This is a genomic window from uncultured Draconibacterium sp. (assembly GCF_913060805.1).
Lineage (GTDB): Bacteria > Bacteroidota > Bacteroidia > Bacteroidales > Prolixibacteraceae > Draconibacterium.
This window is the reverse complement of sequence record NZ_CAJXTC010000010.1, coordinates 15,827-33,074: the sequence shown is the minus strand read 5'-3', so window position 1 is coordinate 33,074 and position 17,248 is coordinate 15,827. Positions and strand designations below refer to the sequence as shown.

16 protein-coding genes are annotated in these 17,248 nt (G+C 40.6%); 10 read left to right on the top strand and 6 right to left on the bottom strand.

What is annotated here, in order from left to right:
• Nucleotides 1-3: 3 nt before the first annotated feature.
• From moaC to QZ576_RS07955, 3 genes are all read left to right on the top strand, one after another.
• Entirely contained in the window at nt 4-450 is a 447-nt protein-coding gene (moaC, locus tag QZ576_RS07965) for a cyclic pyranopterin monophosphate synthase MoaC (protein WP_297095856.1), read from the top strand.
• Nucleotides 451-458: 8 nt separating this feature from the next.
• Entirely contained in the window at nt 459-1,397 is a 939-nt protein-coding gene (locus tag QZ576_RS07960) for a molybdenum cofactor synthesis domain-containing protein (protein ID WP_297095854.1), read from the top strand.
• A gap of 104 nt (nt 1,398-1,501) precedes the next feature.
• Nucleotides 1,502-3,112: a C69 family dipeptidase gene (locus QZ576_RS07955; protein ID WP_297095851.1), complete on the top strand. Its 1,611-nt coding sequence runs from the start codon at nt 1,502-1,504 to the stop codon at nt 3,110-3,112.
• A 62-nt stretch (nt 3,113-3,174) separates the two neighbouring features.
• On the opposite strand, the gene QZ576_RS07950 is transcribed toward QZ576_RS07955, so the two are convergent.
• Together QZ576_RS07950 and QZ576_RS07945 are read right to left on the bottom strand one after the other, a co-directional pair.
• Entirely contained in the window at nt 3,175-3,588 is a 414-nt protein-coding gene (locus tag QZ576_RS07950; protein ID WP_297095849.1) for an NUDIX hydrolase, read from the bottom strand.
• A 210-nt stretch (nt 3,589-3,798) separates the two neighbouring features.
• A complete protein-coding gene (locus QZ576_RS07945; RefSeq protein ID WP_297095847.1) occupies nt 3,799-4,584 on the bottom strand; it encodes a C40 family peptidase in 786 nt (261 codons plus the stop codon).
• A 204-nt stretch (nt 4,585-4,788) separates the two neighbouring features.
• Between QZ576_RS07945 and QZ576_RS07940 the strand changes: the two genes are divergently transcribed.
• Nucleotides 4,789-6,861: an HDIG domain-containing metalloprotein gene (locus QZ576_RS07940; RefSeq protein ID WP_297095845.1), complete on the top strand. Its 2,073-nt coding sequence runs from the start codon at nt 4,789-4,791 to the stop codon at nt 6,859-6,861.
• A gap of 75 nt (nt 6,862-6,936) precedes the next feature.
• Complete coding sequence (locus QZ576_RS07935) at nt 6,937-8,346, top strand: S41 family peptidase (protein ID WP_297095843.1); 1,410 nt, start codon at nt 6,937-6,939, stop codon at nt 8,344-8,346.
• A gap of 75 nt (nt 8,347-8,421) precedes the next feature.
• Here QZ576_RS07935 and QZ576_RS07930 read toward each other — a convergent pair whose 3' ends face one another.
• Nucleotides 8,422-9,129, bottom strand: coding sequence for a NigD-like protein (locus QZ576_RS07930; RefSeq protein WP_297095841.1), 708 nt, complete (start codon nt 9,127-9,129; stop codon nt 8,422-8,424).
• 196 nt (nt 9,130-9,325) lie between these two features.
• Here QZ576_RS07930 and QZ576_RS07925 point away from each other — a divergent pair, with 196 nt between their 5' ends.
• The gene (locus QZ576_RS07925; RefSeq protein WP_297095839.1) at nt 9,326-9,847 is read left to right on the top strand and encodes a thioredoxin domain-containing protein; all 522 of its coding nucleotides are present in this window, start codon (nt 9,326-9,328) and stop codon (nt 9,845-9,847) included.
• Nucleotides 9,848-9,902: 55 nt separating this feature from the next.
• Here QZ576_RS07925 and hutH read toward each other — a convergent pair whose 3' ends face one another.
• Together hutH and hisS are read right to left on the bottom strand one after the other, a co-directional pair.
• Nucleotides 9,903-11,405, bottom strand: coding sequence for a histidine ammonia-lyase (gene hutH / locus QZ576_RS07920; protein ID WP_297095837.1), 1,503 nt, complete (start codon nt 11,403-11,405; stop codon nt 9,903-9,905).
• Nucleotides 11,406-11,637: 232 nt separating this feature from the next.
• Nucleotides 11,638-12,999 (bottom strand): histidine--tRNA ligase, encoded by a 1,362-nt coding sequence (gene hisS / locus QZ576_RS07915; RefSeq protein ID WP_297095835.1) that lies wholly within the window; start codon nt 12,997-12,999, stop codon nt 11,638-11,640.
• Nucleotides 13,000-13,097: 98 nt separating this feature from the next.
• On the opposite strand from hisS, the gene QZ576_RS07910 reads away from it, so the two are divergent.
• The gene (locus QZ576_RS07910) at nt 13,098-13,742 is read left to right on the top strand and encodes a hypothetical protein (RefSeq protein ID WP_297095834.1); all 645 of its coding nucleotides are present in this window, start codon (nt 13,098-13,100) and stop codon (nt 13,740-13,742) included.
• 50 nt (nt 13,743-13,792) lie between these two features.
• Here QZ576_RS07910 and QZ576_RS07905 read toward each other — a convergent pair whose 3' ends face one another.
• Complete coding sequence (locus tag QZ576_RS07905) at nt 13,793-14,149, bottom strand: DUF4870 domain-containing protein (RefSeq protein ID WP_297095832.1); 357 nt, start codon at nt 14,147-14,149, stop codon at nt 13,793-13,795.
• Between the two features lie 79 nt (nt 14,150-14,228).
• On the opposite strand from QZ576_RS07905, the gene QZ576_RS07900 reads away from it, so the two are divergent.
• The 3 genes from QZ576_RS07900 (at nt 14,229) to QZ576_RS07890 (ending at nt 17,207) form a co-directional block, all read left to right on the top strand.
• A complete protein-coding gene (locus QZ576_RS07900; protein WP_297095830.1) occupies nt 14,229-14,690 on the top strand; it encodes a GAF domain-containing protein in 462 nt (153 codons plus the stop codon).
• Nucleotides 14,691-14,908: 218 nt separating this feature from the next.
• Nucleotides 14,909-16,210: an aminotransferase class I/II-fold pyridoxal phosphate-dependent enzyme gene (locus QZ576_RS07895; RefSeq protein ID WP_297095828.1), complete on the top strand. Its 1,302-nt coding sequence runs from the start codon at nt 14,909-14,911 to the stop codon at nt 16,208-16,210.
• Between the two features lie 49 nt (nt 16,211-16,259).
• The gene (locus tag QZ576_RS07890) at nt 16,260-17,207 is read left to right on the top strand and encodes a M23 family metallopeptidase (RefSeq protein WP_297095826.1); all 948 of its coding nucleotides are present in this window, start codon (nt 16,260-16,262) and stop codon (nt 17,205-17,207) included.
• Nucleotides 17,208-17,248 lie beyond the last annotated feature (41 nt).

Below are 17,248 nucleotides of genomic sequence, written 5' to 3'. Positions count from 1 at the left end.
AATATGAGCCAATTATCACATATCAACGACGAAGGAAAAGCCAACATGGTGGATGTGGGGCACAAACCACAACAGGTACGCACCGCCAAAGCATCGGGTTTTATTGCCTTGCAGCCCGAAACTATTCGGCTGATAAAAGAAAGCCTGATAAAAAAAGGCGATGTAATTACCATTGCAGAAATCGCAGGAATTCAGGCAGCAAAAGAAACATCGCGGCTAATTCCGCTTTGTCATCCATTGCAACTTACCAAAGTTGAGGTAAAAGCCGAAGTTCAGGAAAATGGTGTTTTGGTAAAAAGCATGACGAAATGCATTGGGCAAACCGGCGTTGAAATGGAAGCTTTAACAGCCGTGAATGTTGCGCTGTTAACCATTTACGATATGTGCAAAGCCGTTGACAAAAACATGGTAATGGGAGACGTAAAACTTGACTTTAAGGAGAAAATATAACTACAGAAATGGAAGCACAGACCTGCAAAATAAAATCACTGAATATTTCGGAGAAGAAAGGCACGATAAAAACTCCGCGCAAAGAATTAAAGCTAAACCTTGAAGGTATTGAAGGCGATGCTCATGCCGGAAAATGGCACCGACAAATAAGTCTGCTGGCTGCGGAGAGCATTAAAAGTTTTGAAGGAGAACTCGGACGTGAGATCAAATTTGGCGAGTTTGCCGAAAACATTACAACCGAAGGAATCGTGGTGCATAAAACCATGCCTTTTGATCGGTTCAGAGCAGGTGATGTGGAATTGGAAGTAACACAAATCGGAAAAAAATGCCACGGCGATAACTGTGAGATTTTTCAACTGGCAGGAAAATGTGTAATGCCTAAAGAAGGGATTTTCTGCCGGGTTCTAAAACCTGGAACACTTTCGGAAAACGATGAGCTGGAATATATTCCAAAAACATTCCAAATTAAAGTTATTACGCTTAGCGATCGTGCATTTCATGGCATTTACAAAGACAAAAGCGGGCCACTACTCGAAAAACTGAGCAAAGATTGGTTCACTTCAAAAACATATAATTGCGAAACTTCGCGCACTGTAATTCCTGACGAAAAAGAGCTTTTGGAGACAGAACTACAAAATGCTGTGAACAAGGGATTCGATATTATTTACACAACCGGAAGCACCGGAATCGGACCACGAGATATTGCTCCGGCTATTATTTCAAACTTTATCGATTTGGAGATCCCGGGAATTATGGATCACATTAGGCTAAAATACGGTGCAGAAAAACCTAATGCATTACTCAGTCGTTCAATTGCGGGAGTTAAAGACAAAACACTGGTATTCTCGCTGCCAGGAAGTACAAAAGCCGTAAACGAATATCTAACCGAAATTCATAAAATACTGCTGCATTCGTTTCTGATGCTTCACGGAATTGACGGGCATTAACACCAACAATAACTTTGTCAATATTCTAAGAATATTCTTCACATAATGTCAAATTAATTTGCCCCGCCTGTCATTTCTATTAAATTTGGGCAAAACTTTGCACTATGTTACGAATATCTTTACTCGTGATGCTGGTACTGTCATCAGCATCATTTTTGTTTGCCCAACCCGATGAAACCAGGAATGAAAGCTGCACCAGCATCATGTTTGGCAAAGATGCCACCGACGACGGCTCGGTCATTACAGCTCACACCTGCGATGCCTACTACCGCACGTGGGTAAATTTTGTACCGGCTCAAAAATTCGACCGCGACACAACCCACAAAGTTTATTGGGGAACCATGCACACGCACACCGCATGGAGTATGGACGGCATGCAATTAAAAGGCGAAATTCCTGAGGCACGCGAAACCTACGCCTATTTGAACACTGCATATCCGTGTATAAACGAAAAACAACTGGCGATTGGCGAAACGACAATTACCGGCCGCAAAGAACTGCACAACGAAAACGGTCTTTTTCTGATTGAAGAACTGGAACGTATCGCCCTGCAACGCTGCACAAAAGCACGCGACGCCATAAAACTGATTGGCGAACTGATTAAAGAATACGGTTTTGCTGATTACGGGGAATGTATAACCATTGCCGACACCAAAGAAGTTTGGCAACTGGAAATTTTTGGCGAAGGCCCGGATAAAATTGGTGGCGTTTGGGCGGCCCAGCGAATTCCGGATGATCATGTGGGAATTTCAGCAAATATTCCACGAATTGGCGAACTGGATTTGGACAATCCGGATTATTTCATGGCTTCCGACAATGTTTTTGAGGTAGCTAAAAATCTGGGTTTGTGGGACGGAAAAGAAACATTTAAATTCTGGAAAGCCTACAGTGGAGAGAAACCATTCGATATTCGGGAGTATTTTGTACTGAGCTCAATGGCTCCGGGTTTGAACCTGAAGTTCGATGCCGATGAATTGCCTTTCTCTGTAAAAGTGGAGAAAAAGGTGAATATCAGCGAGGTAATTGCACTATACAAACAAACATACGACGGTACGGAATATGAGATGATACGAAACCTGAAAGTGGCACACAAAACGAAGAATGATGATGGTGAAGAAGTGACAGATACAATTATCAGTCCGGCGGCACATCCGTGGCTGGCAAAAGATAAACGCGATTTAATGAATGCCTTGGAAGAGAATTCCGTTTACCGTCACCGCCCCATTTCTGTGCAGTATTGTTCGTATTCTTGGATCGCTCAATTGCGCGATGACCTGCCCGACGAAATTGGCGGAAAAGTGTGGTTTAGTCTCGATATTCCACGTCTTTCGCCTCGTGTACCCATTTATTGTGGCAACCTGAGTTTACCCGATGCATACAATTATTGTGGTCATAAACATTTTAGCCGCCAGTCTGCCATGTGGGCATTTACCCGCGCCAACCGTTTGGCATTGGTAAACTGGGGCACCGGAAAAGAAATTGTTGAACCGGAAGTTACAGCCTTTGAAAACCGGGTGCTCAACGAAACTGAATTTATTGAAAGTCGTGCGATGGAATTACTGAAAAAAGATAAGGAAAATGCAGCTAACGGTAATCCAACTCAGTTGTGCCGCGAATACCTTACTGATTACAGCAACGCTTCGTTAGGTTCGGCCATAAACCGCTGGTGGGAACTTGGCGATAAACTTTGGGTTGATATGCGTTGGAAGTTCTAGATTCTTTCTAGGAATATTAAAAGAAATAGCGGTAAAGATTTCACAGTTCTTTTCCGCCATTTTTATTTAAAGAAATCATATAAAATATCGGAGTGATCAAAAGCCAATTCGGGTAATTCGTCAATCGGGAACCATTTGGCCTGAGCAGCATCATCGCTGCCTTTTACCGGTTTCACTTCCTCCAGCTCAACCGAATAAACCACAGAAATAGTTCGATGGCGCGGATCGCGGTCGATGGCATCGTAAGTACGAAACTGCTGCATCTTTTTTACATGCAAGCCGGTTTCTTCTTCCAACTCACGAATACAAGCTTTTTCCAGTGTTTCGTCCATATCTACAAAACCTCCGGGCAGTGCCCACTTATTTTTAAAAGGTTCTCTCCCCCGCTCAATCAGCAATACAGAAGCTATTTCGCTTTTCACAAAAACAATTGCATCAACAGTAAGGGCTGCACGTGGATATTTATAGGAATACATTTTTGAAGGATTAAGGATAAATTATAAGGATTAAAACGAAAAAGTAAAAGTTGCTGGCAGACCAGATTTTAAACTGCAAATTTTATTCTTTCTGACATCAATCTCATTATCATACACTACTTTTTGCGACCTGTTTTCCAGTGTTTTACAACCAGATAAATAGCGGCTACAAAAAGGGCAACGTAAATAACAAGCTCGATGTGTTCCATTTTATTCTATTATTTTTTTCATTACACGCATTTTGTGGGTATAACGTTGCGTATCGATATTAAAAATTCCAAATTGATCAACATTATCGATACGCACCTGCCCCGATGCATGAATGATTTTATTTCGTTTCCAGATAATTCCCACATGAACAATATTTCCTTCCTCATCGTCGAAAAAAGCCAGATCACCGGGTTCAGCCTCATCAACAAAACTCATGGCCGTTCCCATTTTTACCTGTTCGCTGGCGTCGCGTGGTAATTTAATACCAATCATCTTGTAAATAATCTGGGTAAAACCACTGCAATCAACACCAAAAGGAGTTCTTCCTCCCCAAAGATACGGCGCATTAAAATATTTCAATGCCTGTTTTATGGCTATTTCGCGTGGATTTTTAAGTTTTCCGTAAATTACTTCACCAGTTGCCAAATAGGTGTCTTGTACTGCTGAAAACTGTTTTAGGTAAGGCCGCCAAACCGGCAAAGTACTTCCGGCCGCCAACATAAGGTTTTGCTCTTCGTTAACCGGAACAATGGTAATAATATCGGATGTTACAGCAGTTGGGCTCTTTTCAATCTTGTTTAGTGTACGGGCATTTATCGGCGTAATCATTTTTGTATCAATCCAGCCTTCGTAACCGTCGTAGGCCAGCTTAACGTTTGTCCAGCCCACCATTTGCTCGCGCATTTCGAAGTGTTCGCCAAAAAGAATCTGGGTAACCATTTCGCTTTTTTCCGAAGGCTCGAGCCGAACCGGAATAATACTTAAATTGGAAATGCCGTAGTTCATCAATATTTTCTTAATTTTATTTTGTAAAACAGGAATAGCTCCTGTTTGAAGCGTATAAACACAAAACTAAGAAAAAATGGGCTTTACAAACTTATCTGCAAACCTAATTTGTCAACTAGATATTAAGAGACGGTTCAAAAAGAAGCAGATGAGTGTGATGGTATTTTAAATCAAAATTTCGATATTCGGTATATGAAGAAATTAATGAGAAAACTAAAAAGCTACACCAAGCTGTTATTGCAGATTTCGTTATTTGTGCTTACAGCAGTGGCTTTGTATTTAATTTTGCCTGGGGAACCAAAGTTTAAATACGAGTACCAGCGGGGGTTTCCGTGGCAACACGAAAACCTTGTGGCACCTTTCGATTTTGCCATTTTAAAAACGGCAAATGAACTTGATGACGAAAAAACGCAACAGATTAATTCGCTCGTTCCCTATTTTTCAAACGATACTACCCAAAAAATTGCAAGTATTGCACGCCTTCGCCAGGATCTGGAGCTGGATATTGACACCACAAATACTAACAAGAAGAAAATATTTGAAGCTTTATCAACAAAACTCGATGAACTTTATAGCAACGGAATTCTACTTTTTTCGGTGGATATTTATGATGAACTGAAAGGGAAAGACGAGATAAATAAACGCACCGGAAATACCGTGCAGAAAGAAGATGTGGATCAGCTTTACTCTGAAAAATCGGCTTACAACGCACTACTCAACACAAGGCAAAAACTGGTTAGCGAGGGAAATAATTTTCCGTGGCTAACTGATCTTAATCTTGAACGGTACATAACAGCCAACCTTTCGTACGATAACGAAACCAGTCAGAAAGAGATTGATGAGATAACACAATCCATTTCGGTTACACGCGGCATGGTAAAACAAGGCCAGCGAATTGTGCTGGAAGGCGAAATCGTGGATGCCGAAAAATACCAGATGCTGGAGTCATTAAAAGCCAGTTACGAAAAAGAACGCGGCAACGATGTAAACCGCTACATGGTTTCCATCGGAAAAGTGTTGCTTATTTCGGTTCTGCTTAGCTTTATTTTTGTGTTCCTTTTGTTGTATCGCCGCGATATTCTTCAGCACCTGAACAAACTGAGTTTTATGCTGATGTTGATGGCGGGTATAATTCTGCTGTCGAACTTTATAAATACCTTCCCTAATCTGCACATTTATATGGTTCCGTTGGCGGTGTTCCCGATTATGATTCGAACGTTTTTCGATTCGCGAACGGCCATTTTTACGCTTATCATCACAACCCTGCTTATGGGATTTTACGCTCCCAATAACTACGAATTTATACTACTGCAAGTGTCGGCAGGTCTGATCGCGGTTTTTAGCCTGAATAAAATGCATCGCCGCGTTCACCTCGTGTTGGCGGCCTTGTGGGTATTTTTAACCTACGTAGTTGTTTTTACGGCGCTAAACCTTATACACGAAGGAACATTTTTATCTTACGATTATTCGATGCTAAAATGGTTTGCCATTAGCAGTGTGCTTATTCTACTGGTTTACCCGCTGGTATATATTTTCGAGAAACTTTTTGGATTTGTTTCTGATGTTACGCTGATAGAAATTTCGGATAGTAACCAGCCACTATTGCGAAAACTTGCCGAGCAGGCACCGGGAACATTTCAGCACTCGATGCAAATTGCCAACCTTGCCGAAGAGGTTATTCTGCGCATTGGCGGAAATCCATTTTTGGTACGTGCCGGCGCACTTTACCATGATATTGGGAAAATTGGCCGCCCCAACTTTTTTATCGAAAACCAGGCGATGGGAATGAATCCTCACGACCGGATAAGTAATTTAAAAAGTGCAGAAGTAATTATCGACCATGTTAAGAACGGGGTAAAAATGGCACAAAAACACAAGCTTCCGGCGGTTATTATTGAGTTTATTGCCACGCATCACGGTACCACAAAAGCAAAATATTTTTACCTGAAACACCAGGAACAAAACCCTGATCAGGAAGTTGATGAGCAAGCCTTTATTTATCCTGGTCCGCTTCCACGCTCGAAAGAAGCTGCGGTTGTTATGCTGGTTGACGGAATTGAAGCTGCATCGCGCAGTATGAAAGAAAAAACGCACGAAAACCTTAAGGCGCTTATCGATAGTATGATCGACAAGAAAATTGAGGATAAACAGTTGGACGATTCCGATCTGACATTCAGAGATATAGATACAATTAAACGTACACTTTTAGAAAAACTGATCAATATTTACCATATCCGTATTGAATATCCCGACGAAAAAAAGGGAAAAAAGCAGTAGAGATAAACGAAAACGCCTCATACTGCGTTAATAAAGAATGATTGTAGAACAATTGTGGACGTAACAGAATACATTATGAAAAATTTAGCGAAAACAACATTATTGTTATTTCTTGCTTTGGCGGTTTTTATTGGCTGCCAAAAAGATGACCCCAACCCCGACGGTCCAGAAGCTTCGGAATATGCCAAAAAGGTAAACAAATTCATTTATGAGGCAATGGATGATATTTATTTCTGGTACGACGAATTGCCAGATATAGATTATAACTACGAAAGCGATCCGAAAGCCTATTTCAACAAATTGCTTTATGTAGATGATAAGTGGTCGTACATAACTGATGATGTTGATGCTCTTGAAGCAAGTTTTGAGGGTACTGAAAAAACATACGGCTGGTCGTTGGCCTTTGGTCGTTTCTCTAATACCGGTAATATTTTTGCTATCGTTGAGTATGTTTACCCGGAAACTCCTGCTTCAGCGGCCGGAGTTAAACGTGGTGATTTACTCGTAATGATGGACAATGCCGATATTACAGAAAATAACTACACCGACCTTTTGTACAGCGACAACATGGATGTAACGCTTGGCGTATTAACCGAAGAAGGAATTGCCACCGATACAACTCTTAGCCTTACGTCTTCAGTATTAACTCTTAATCCCGTATTAACCACCAAAATTGTTGAACACGATGGAAGAAAGATTGGCTATATTTTTTATGCACAATTTATTCCTGATTTTAACAGCGCGCTCGACAATGCTTTTGCAAGCCTGGTAAGCCAGGGAGCTACAGATCTTGTAGTCGATCTTCGTTATAACCCGGGAGGGGCCATTTCGGCTGCACAACATTTGTGCTCGAGTATTGCACCTGTGGATATTGTTAACGACAACAGCATTCTTGTTACTTATAAATGGAACAATAAGTACCAGGACTACTTTATCGACAGACAAATTATGAGTCAGGTTGAAGTTTATTTCGACAACCAGGTTCCCGTTAAAATGGATTTAAACAATGTTTATTTCCTCACCGGATCGGGAACTGCTTCAGCATCTGAGCTATCTATAACCGGGTTGAGAGCATACATGAATGAGGTGAAAACAGTTGGAGATACAACCTACGGAAAATATACCGCATCAATCACTTTACGACCAGAGGATTATTACAGCGAATCATATAGCGAAGAAATCGCGAACTGGGGGCTGCAACCTATTGTTTTGCGTTATGCCAATGCTGCCGGTGTTACCGATTTTAAAAATGGTTTTGCTCCTGATATTCCGGTTGATGACGACTTGTTCGCCACCTTCCCGCTTGGAGATAAAAACGACCCGCTGTTTAAAGCTGCCATCGAAGATATTACAGGAACACCTGTTGTAGCTATGAAAAGTGCTCCGAAAGTTAATTTCGAGTACCAAATTTTCGATCGTGGTTTTTCTCGTTTCGACGAAAATAAAAGAGAAATGCTGATCGAACAGATTCAGCGACCTGAATAGAATAAAAATCAACTTTTATCAAATAAAAAAAGGTGCTCATTTTGAGCACCTTTTCTGTTTTACACTGTTTAATTTTTATGGTGTGGGTAATTCCAAATTACTATAATTAAACACGCCGCTATCCTGGTAAGCAACACCTTCATAATCTGTTGCAGTAACTTCAAAGCGTATCGAATCCAAACCACTTAACCGCAAGCTGTTCAAACTAAACGATACATAAGCGGTGTATGGAATCGACTCAGGATCCTCGTTTGCGTTGTGCCGTAACTCCAATTTAAATGGCTGATCGTCGGCAGTCAAATCTCCCGGTTCTTTTACCAGGTTCAGGAAATGCATATTATTGTATCCCCAGTATTTCAATCTGAAATTCAGCAAACTGTCGGTAATCCAGGCATCTTCAACAATAATCGGATCGTTACCAATACTATCTGCATTTTCTTCAGTAATATCCATAATTCCTTTCATCAGCACATCACTGATATCATTTACCTTAACAAAGTAGCGTTCTACCGAGCTGCTGGTTTCGTCTTCATCTAAAATTGTATAGTTAACCAGAACACGGTCGCCATCCGAAAAATCCAAAGACCAACCCGGACTTGACGAGGCTGCCGGAATCAAAACAGAACCATCGTCCATGACCAAACTTACAGCTCCCGCTCCATCGCCTTTATAAATACCAAATCCAACCCAATAATCCCCCAACGAATAACCATCGTCGTCATCTAAACAGCTGGTAAAAGCTACCAGTAATCCCATTAAAATTCCAAATGCTAATTTTTTCATCACTCTTTTTAATTAATTTAATCACAGCTGATAGACGAATGAAAAAGAAAAAAGGTTGCGTTGAATAGTTAAAATATGTTGTAGTTTTATGGAGACAAAAATTGGCATAGCTTTTGTAATTCATATATCTAGATATTTATATATATTTGAACAAATTTTTGTCATTACAGTTTGATATTAATAAAAACAGAATAAAATGAAAACAAGATTTATTACACTTATGATGGCTGCTTTTTTGTTGTTCGGGTATAGCTCGTGCACGGCAAATGCTGAAAAAAACAATAGTGAAGCGCCAACAAAATCAGTTTCGGAGGCAGGAAAAGCCACCACCATGCTAACCAAAGCCATGTTTTTAGAAAAAGTATGGGATTACGAAAACTCTCCACAAGAATGGAAATACAAAGGCGAAAAACCGGCTCTGATCGATTTTTATGCCGACTGGTGCGGACCTTGCCGAACTGCAGCTCCTATTCTTGAAGAAGTGGCAGCTGAATTCTCGGAAGAAGTGATCGTTTACAAAATCGATACGCAAGTTGAACGCGAGTTAGCTGCTGTATTTGGCGTAAAAAGCATACCTGCTTTCCTTTATATTCCGATGGAAGGAAAACCAACAATGGCTTCGGGTATTGCCCGTTCGAAAGAAGACACTAAAAAGATGTTTACACAAAACATTAATACAATATTGCTTAAAAAGCAACAAACAAGCGACGCCCTTTAATCGTTAAAGTGTGAAATAAAAAAGGCTGTCTGATGATTTTCAGACAGCCTTTTTTTTATAATCGATCGAATTTTGTTGTATTCAAGAAATCGATGGTAAGGTTTATCGCTTCGTACATTACAATGTCTTCCTCAACGAAACTTACCTTTTTGCGGTACTCTTTAATAAAACGTTCGATAAACGGCGACGATTTTATTGGCCGACGAAAATCCATTGCCTGAGCCGCGTTGTACAATTCAATTGCCAGAATCTTTTCGGTATTCAGCACCACTTTTAAGGCTTTTGTTGCTGCATTTCCGCCCATACTAACGTGGTCTTCCTGCTCGTTCGACGATGGAATAGAATCCACCACACAAGGCGTACACAGCTGTTTGTTCTGGCTAACAATCGACGCTGCGGCATATTGCGGAATCATAAAACCGGAGTTCAATCCGGGATTAGCAACCAAAAATTCAGGCAATTCGCGTTCGCTCGAAATCAAACGGTAAGTTCTTCGTTCCGAAATACTTCCCAATTCGCTTATTGCCATAGCCAGAAAATCAAGCGACAAGGCAAGCGGCTCGCCATGAAAGTTCCCTCCTGAAATGATCAAATCTTCATCGGGGAAAACCGTTGGATTATCCGTTACCGAATTAATTTCTGTTTCAATGACCTTAGCCACATAATTAACTGCGTCTTTTACTGCTCCGTGAACCTGCGGAATACAGCGGAAAGAATAAGGATCCTGAATGTGAGCTTTTGGTTTGGCCTGCATTTCGCTGCCGGTTAAAACATTCCTGAAATTCTTTGCCGTTTCGGCTTGCCCTTTGTGCGGACGAATACGTTGGATGTTCTCAGAAAAAGGTTCGATCAAACCATCAAAAGCATCCAGCGAAAGTGCCCCGATAATATCTCCCTGATCGATAATTCGGAAGGTTTTTAGTAAAGTAAACACGGCGTGCGCGCTCATAAACTGTGTACCATTCAGCAAGGCAAGTCCCTCTTTGGCTTCCAGTTTTATTGGCTCCCACCCCAACTTTTCAAGCACTTTGCCGGCCTGTTGTTTTTTACCTTCAAAATTAACCTCGCCCAAACCAAGCAGTGGCAAAAATAGTTTTGCCAAAGGCGCTAAATCACCACTTGCTCCAAGCGATCCCTGCTCGCAAACAACCGGTAAAACATCGTTATTAAAAAGGTCAAGAATTCGCTGTACGGTTATCAATTGTACTGCCGAATTACCTTTTGAAAGCGCGTGTGCTTTTAACAGCAACATCAGTTTAACAACGTCAGCCGGAATTTCCGGGCCAATATTACAAGCGTGCGAAACGACCAGGTTTTCCTGCAATTTGCTCAGGCCATCTTTCGAAATCTCGATATCGCACAAGGCACCAAACCCGGTATTAATTCCGTAAAGTGGTTTGTCGGCTCTTTCGAGTTTATTATCGAGGTACTTTTTACTTTTATGAATAAGTTGTACGGATATTTCTGAAAGTTTGAGCTTTACATTGTTGTCCAGAATATCCTGAATGATTTCGAAAGTGAGGTTTTTGGGTGTTATTTCAAATATACGGTTTGCCATAATTTAAACTGTAAAAATTTTTAATGGAGATATTGTTAAACTGTTAAACCGATAAATTGTAATTTGAGTCGAGCCTTAATAAATCGCTCACTACTCGCTAACTTTTACAATCCATCTGCGCACGTTTATCACGGGAAACGTACATCTCCACCAAGGGTTTTTACAAGTCTGTTTGAAACCGATGCAATCATTGCTCAATTTATTTTGGGGCAATATCGGACAATCCGATCATCTATTTTAGGATATTTATCAGCTCTTGTGCGTCAACTAATTGCTGCTCCCCGGTTTCCATATTTTTAAGCGTAAACTTTTGGGCAGCCATTTCGTTATCGCCGGCCAGAATTACATATGCAATTTCTTTGCGATTGGCATACGTCATTTGCTTTTTCATTTTGGCGCTTTCGGGGAAGATTTCGGCATTCACGCCATTTTTACGCAACTGAGCCAAAACTGGCAAACAGTAGGCTTCTTCCTTCTCTCCGAAGTTTACGAACAAAGCTTTTGTGGTTTCCAGCGACTCTTCCGGGAAAGCATCCAACTGAACCAACACATCGTAAATACGCTCGGCACCAAACGACACACCAACACCAGAAACATCGGGCATACCGAAAATTCCGGTCAGGTCGTCGTAACGACCACCACCACAAATGCTGCCAATTTGTACATCGTTCGATTTTACCTCGAAAATAGCACCGGTGTAATAATTCAATCCGCGTGCTAGTGTAAGGTCGAGTTCAACCGTAGTATTTAATTCAACGTTTTCAAGGTACGCAAACATGGTACGCATTTCGGCAATTCCTTTGGCACCTATTTCGGTTCCGCCAATAACTGTTTCAATCTGCGCCAGCTTTTCGACTGTGCTTCCTTCAAGCTTTAAAATTGGTTGAAGTTTATCAACGGCCTCCTGCGAAATTCCTTTGTCCAGCATTTCGGCATTTACCTTTTCCAAACCAATTTTATCCAGTTTATCGATGGCAACGGTAATGTCAACCATTCGGTCGGCTTCGCCAATGGCTTCTGCAATTCCGGCTAGAATTTTACGGTTGTTGATTTTTACTGTTGTATTGATTCCCAATCGTTGGAAAACCTCATCGATAATTTGTACCAGCTCCACTTCGTTCAGCAAACTGTTACTTCCGATCACATCAACATCGCACTGGTAAAACTCGCGGTAACGACCTTTTTGAGGTCGGTCGGCACGCCAAACCGGCTGAATCTGGTAGCGTTTAAATGGGAAAGCGATATCGTTACGATACTGCACAACGTAGCGCGCAAATGGCACTGTTAAGTCGTAACGCAATCCTTTTTCCGAAAGTTTTGTGGTAAGCTTGTTCGAGTTTTTCTCGTCCAGCATATCCTGCGGAACTTTCGAGATAAAATCGCCCGAATTCAAAATTTTAAACAACAGTTTATCCCCTTCTTCGCCATATTTTCCCATCAATGTGGAGAGGTTTTCCATCGCCGGCGTTTCAATGGGTTGAAATCCGTACAAACGAAAAACATCTTTAATGGTATTGAAAATATAATTTCTTCTCACCATTTCTGACGGTGAAAAATCGCGGGTGCCTTTTGGAATCGAAGGTTTCTGTGCCATCGTTTTAAAATTTTATGAGGCTGCAAAAGTAAGAATTTCTGTTTAAACACACAGTAGTTTTAAGGATGTCATCTTTTAAAAAGATGACATCCTTATCCATGAGAACTGTTCAGTTAATAATTTTCGTATCTTTATGTATGCCTTCAATAAAATCAATAACACCCTTTACGAGTGGAAGTTACTACCATGTTTTCAACCGAGGAATTAATGGACAGAGAATTTTCCTACAGAAAAAGAACTATCAACATTTCCTTGCACTAATAAAAAAACATTTAACAGAATATGTCGATATTTTAGCCTATTGTCTTTTACCCAATCATTTTCATTTAGTTATAAAAATCAAGGATGTCATTTTTCAAAACGATTACAGAATTGAAAATGAAACCGAAATAGGCAAAATTGTTTCCAATCAATTTAGGAAAATGTTTGTTAGTTATTCAATGGCTATTAATAATCAGGAAAGCAGAACCGGAAGTTTATTCAACCGGCCTTTTAAACGACTAGAAATTACAGAGCAAGATTATTTGGAATATGCAATATTTTATGTGCATTACAATCCTGAACGGCATGGATTAACAGAAAATTTCAAAACATACAACTATAGTTCTTTTATGGCTCTATGCTCCCAGAATCCTACAAAGTTGAAACGTGATTTAGTACATGAAATATTTGGAGGCAAGAAAGATTTCGCATCGTACCATAACGGAATGCATTACGAAAGAACAGCAATTGTTATTGAATGAAATTGAAGGATGTCATCTTTTTGAAAGATTACATCCTTTGGCAATTAATATTATTGCAAAAAACGGATGGTGAAAGGATATTTGTAAGGCGTTCCATTACTTGCCGAAACCGAAGCCACAATAACCAAAACCAGCCAGGCTATTCCAAATCCAACCAACATTAAAACGCCAATTCCTACAATAATAAGTAGGATTGAAATAAAAAAGATGATCGACCAGGTGATCTGGAAATTTAGTACTTCCTTGCCCTGTTCGTTCACAAATTCGTACTCGTCTTTTTTCATTAAATAGATAATGAGCGGCCCAATTATATTTCCGGCAACAGGTAAAATAAAAAGTGCCAAAGCGGCAATATGAACTAACATTCCCCACTGGCGCTCGTTCGGATCATCGATTATTCGGTGCATTTTTTCAGTTTTTAGTTCAACTAAACTAATGATTTTTTGTTTATTCGTGCAAGATTTCAACAGGCAGAATTAATTTAAAATGGAAGACAGGAAAAAAGAAGGCCGTTACGGAAGGATTTACAAACAGCTGAGTGAACTGGTGGTAAAAAGTAATAATACACAGGCGCGAATGGCAACAATTATTGCCGTTTTGCACCATAAAATGGATTACTTTTTCTGGACGGGATACTACCTGATTGAAGATGGAGAGATGATTGTGAACTCCTACCAGGGGCCGGTTGCCTGCCAGATTCTGGAAAAAGACAAAGGTGTCTGCTGGGCTGCCTACAACAAAAAAGAAACAGTAATAGTTGAAGATGTACACGCTTTTCCGGATCACATTGCCTGCGATGCCCGCTCGAATTCAGAGATCGTAGTTCCGCTTAAAAATAAGGCCGGTGAAATAATCGGTGTTTTGGATATCGACAGCTCGGAAAAAGCATCTTTTACTGAAGTGGATGCGCATTGGCTGGAGAAAATATTGGAATTAATTTATAGTTAGAATAGCAGAAAAATACAATAACAATTGAAAAGGGAATCAGTAATGGTTCCCTTTTTTGTTTTACGATAAACTATGAACATAAAATATCAAATATCAAGAGAAAGTTAAAATTTAAAATCATATATCCACAAAAACAAAACAACTGATTTCTTTTTGATATTCAAGAGTTACTTTTGACAGCATATTGAATTGAAATAACAATTAAAGATAGCAGCAAGATGGAAAAAAGACTAAAAAGCAAACACTTTGTAAATCTCAACTTAAACGTTAGAGGTTTAAACCAGTCGGCAACACTGCTGATCAACGAACGAAGCAACGAACTTATTCAAAAGGGAGAAACTGTTTACAAGCTTGGACTTGGCCAATCTCCTTTTCCCGTTCCCGAAATTGTACAGGAAGCTCTGCGCCAAAATGCGCACCAAAAAGACTACCTGCCTGTTATGGGATTGCTAAAACTCCGCGAAGCTATTGCCGAATTCAATTACCGCCATCAAGGATTGGAATGTACGGCCGACGATATTATGATTGGCCCCGGCTCGAAAGAGCTGATTTTTATTCTGCAACTGGTTTATTACGGCGAGCTCATAATACCAACACCAAGCTGGGTGTCGTATTCGCCACAGGCACGCATTGCAGGACGCCATGTAAACTGGGTTCCTACATCGGAAGAGAGCGAATGGAAACTGAGTCCTGAAAAACTCGACCTCATCTGTCGTTCCGATCCCGACCGGCCACGTGTGGTTATTTTAAACTACCCATCAAACCCAACAGGTGCAACTTACTCTGAAGCCTGGTTGAAAAAGTTAGCCAAAGTGGCCCGCAAGTATAATATCATTCTTATTTCGGATGAAATATACAGCCTGTTAGATCACAACGGCGACCATGTTTCGATAGCAAGATATTACCCTGAAGGCACCATTGTTAGCAGTGGTTTGAGTAAGTGGGCCGGGGCCGGGGGCTGGCGTCTCGGCACATTTACTTTCCCTTCGAACCTAAAATGGCTGCAAAAAGCAATGGCTACCGTGGCAAGTGAAACTTTCACCTCAACCAGTGCGCCCATACAATACGCGGCGGTTACGGCTTTTGAAGACCATCCGGAGATTGACGAATATCTGGATCATTCGCGGCGCATTTTAAAATCGCTTGGAAACTATTTTGCCATGCGTTTACGCGAAAAATACATTACCGTTCCTACTCCCAAAGGAGGTTTTTACCTGTTCCCGAATTTTAGCGTTTACCGCGAAAAGCTGGCAGCTAGAGGCATTCTCACATCGTTTGAATTGTGCGAAGCAATCCTTCGCGATACCGGCGTTGCTTTCCTGCCGGGAATGGAATTTGGTCGCCAGCCTGAGGAGCTAACTGCCCGTATTGCTTATGTTGATTTTGATGGAGAAACAGTTCTGAAAGCAGCAATGAACGAATACAAGGACTTGCCATTAACCGAAGAATTTCTGAAAAAATATTGCAGTAAAATGGTGTATGCCATTACAAAGATGGAAGATTGGCTTGATGCACTTTAGTATTTTACAGTAGTTTTATTATTTTTAGTGCAAATTATACCCAATCATAATGAGCACTAAAGTATCACTTCTAATTATTGTATTGTTTCTTATCCAATCTGCCGTTTGGGCGCAAGAGAAAAAAATTCAGGTTGTTTCTGAGCGAAACGACGACAAAAGCATGTCATTCAATTGCATAAAAAATGTAAGTGGCACCTACTACATTGAGCTTTGGTTTACAAATATAGAAAATGCACATTCAAGTGGTTTTCATGGCAATGTATCTGTCAGCAACCGAAATCTCCTTCGTTTAAAACCGACAAATAATAGCCGCCCGATAAACTGCCGATACAAATACTGGTATATTCGGGGTGAACTCCAACCTGAATTCGATCCTGAATTTACTTATCTACTGCCTTTGAGTGTTGAGAAAACCTATAAAGTGCGATCGCTTACCAACCTTGGAAATCAATATTTTGGTTCGAAAAAACCTAAAAACTGGCATGCTTATCAATTTATGGCAAATCCGGGCGACACAGTTTTTGCAGCGCGAAAAGGCAAGGTTGTAAAAATTGATGATGGGAATAACTACCTCACAGATTTTTCGGTTTCGTACCAAAGTAGTAAAAACAACATTATAATCGAACATCCTGACGGAACGCTGGCAGATTATACCGGTTTTACCAAAGGTGATATTTGGGTAGAAGAAGGGCAAACCGTTTATCCACATACTCCTTTGGGGCTTTTGGGAAAATACGATATTGAAACGGCCCAACTACGATTTTCGGTGTATTATCTTAACGATATCCCACGAACAAAGGATAAACCAAGGACGCTAAAAGAAAAATTCCAGTATTACGCATTTATCGAACCCTGGTTTTTCACCGAATCAGGAGTTCAACCGCTGGTTCCCGACGAGTATTACGAAACAGTACTCGACGAAAAGATAATTACGGCAGAGTTTTCGAAAAAGGAATTACGTCAACTCAAGAAAGGAGAAATTAGCTTATTGAAATAGCTAACCCAACCATGACCGTACTCCACGCTAATCAGGTATTG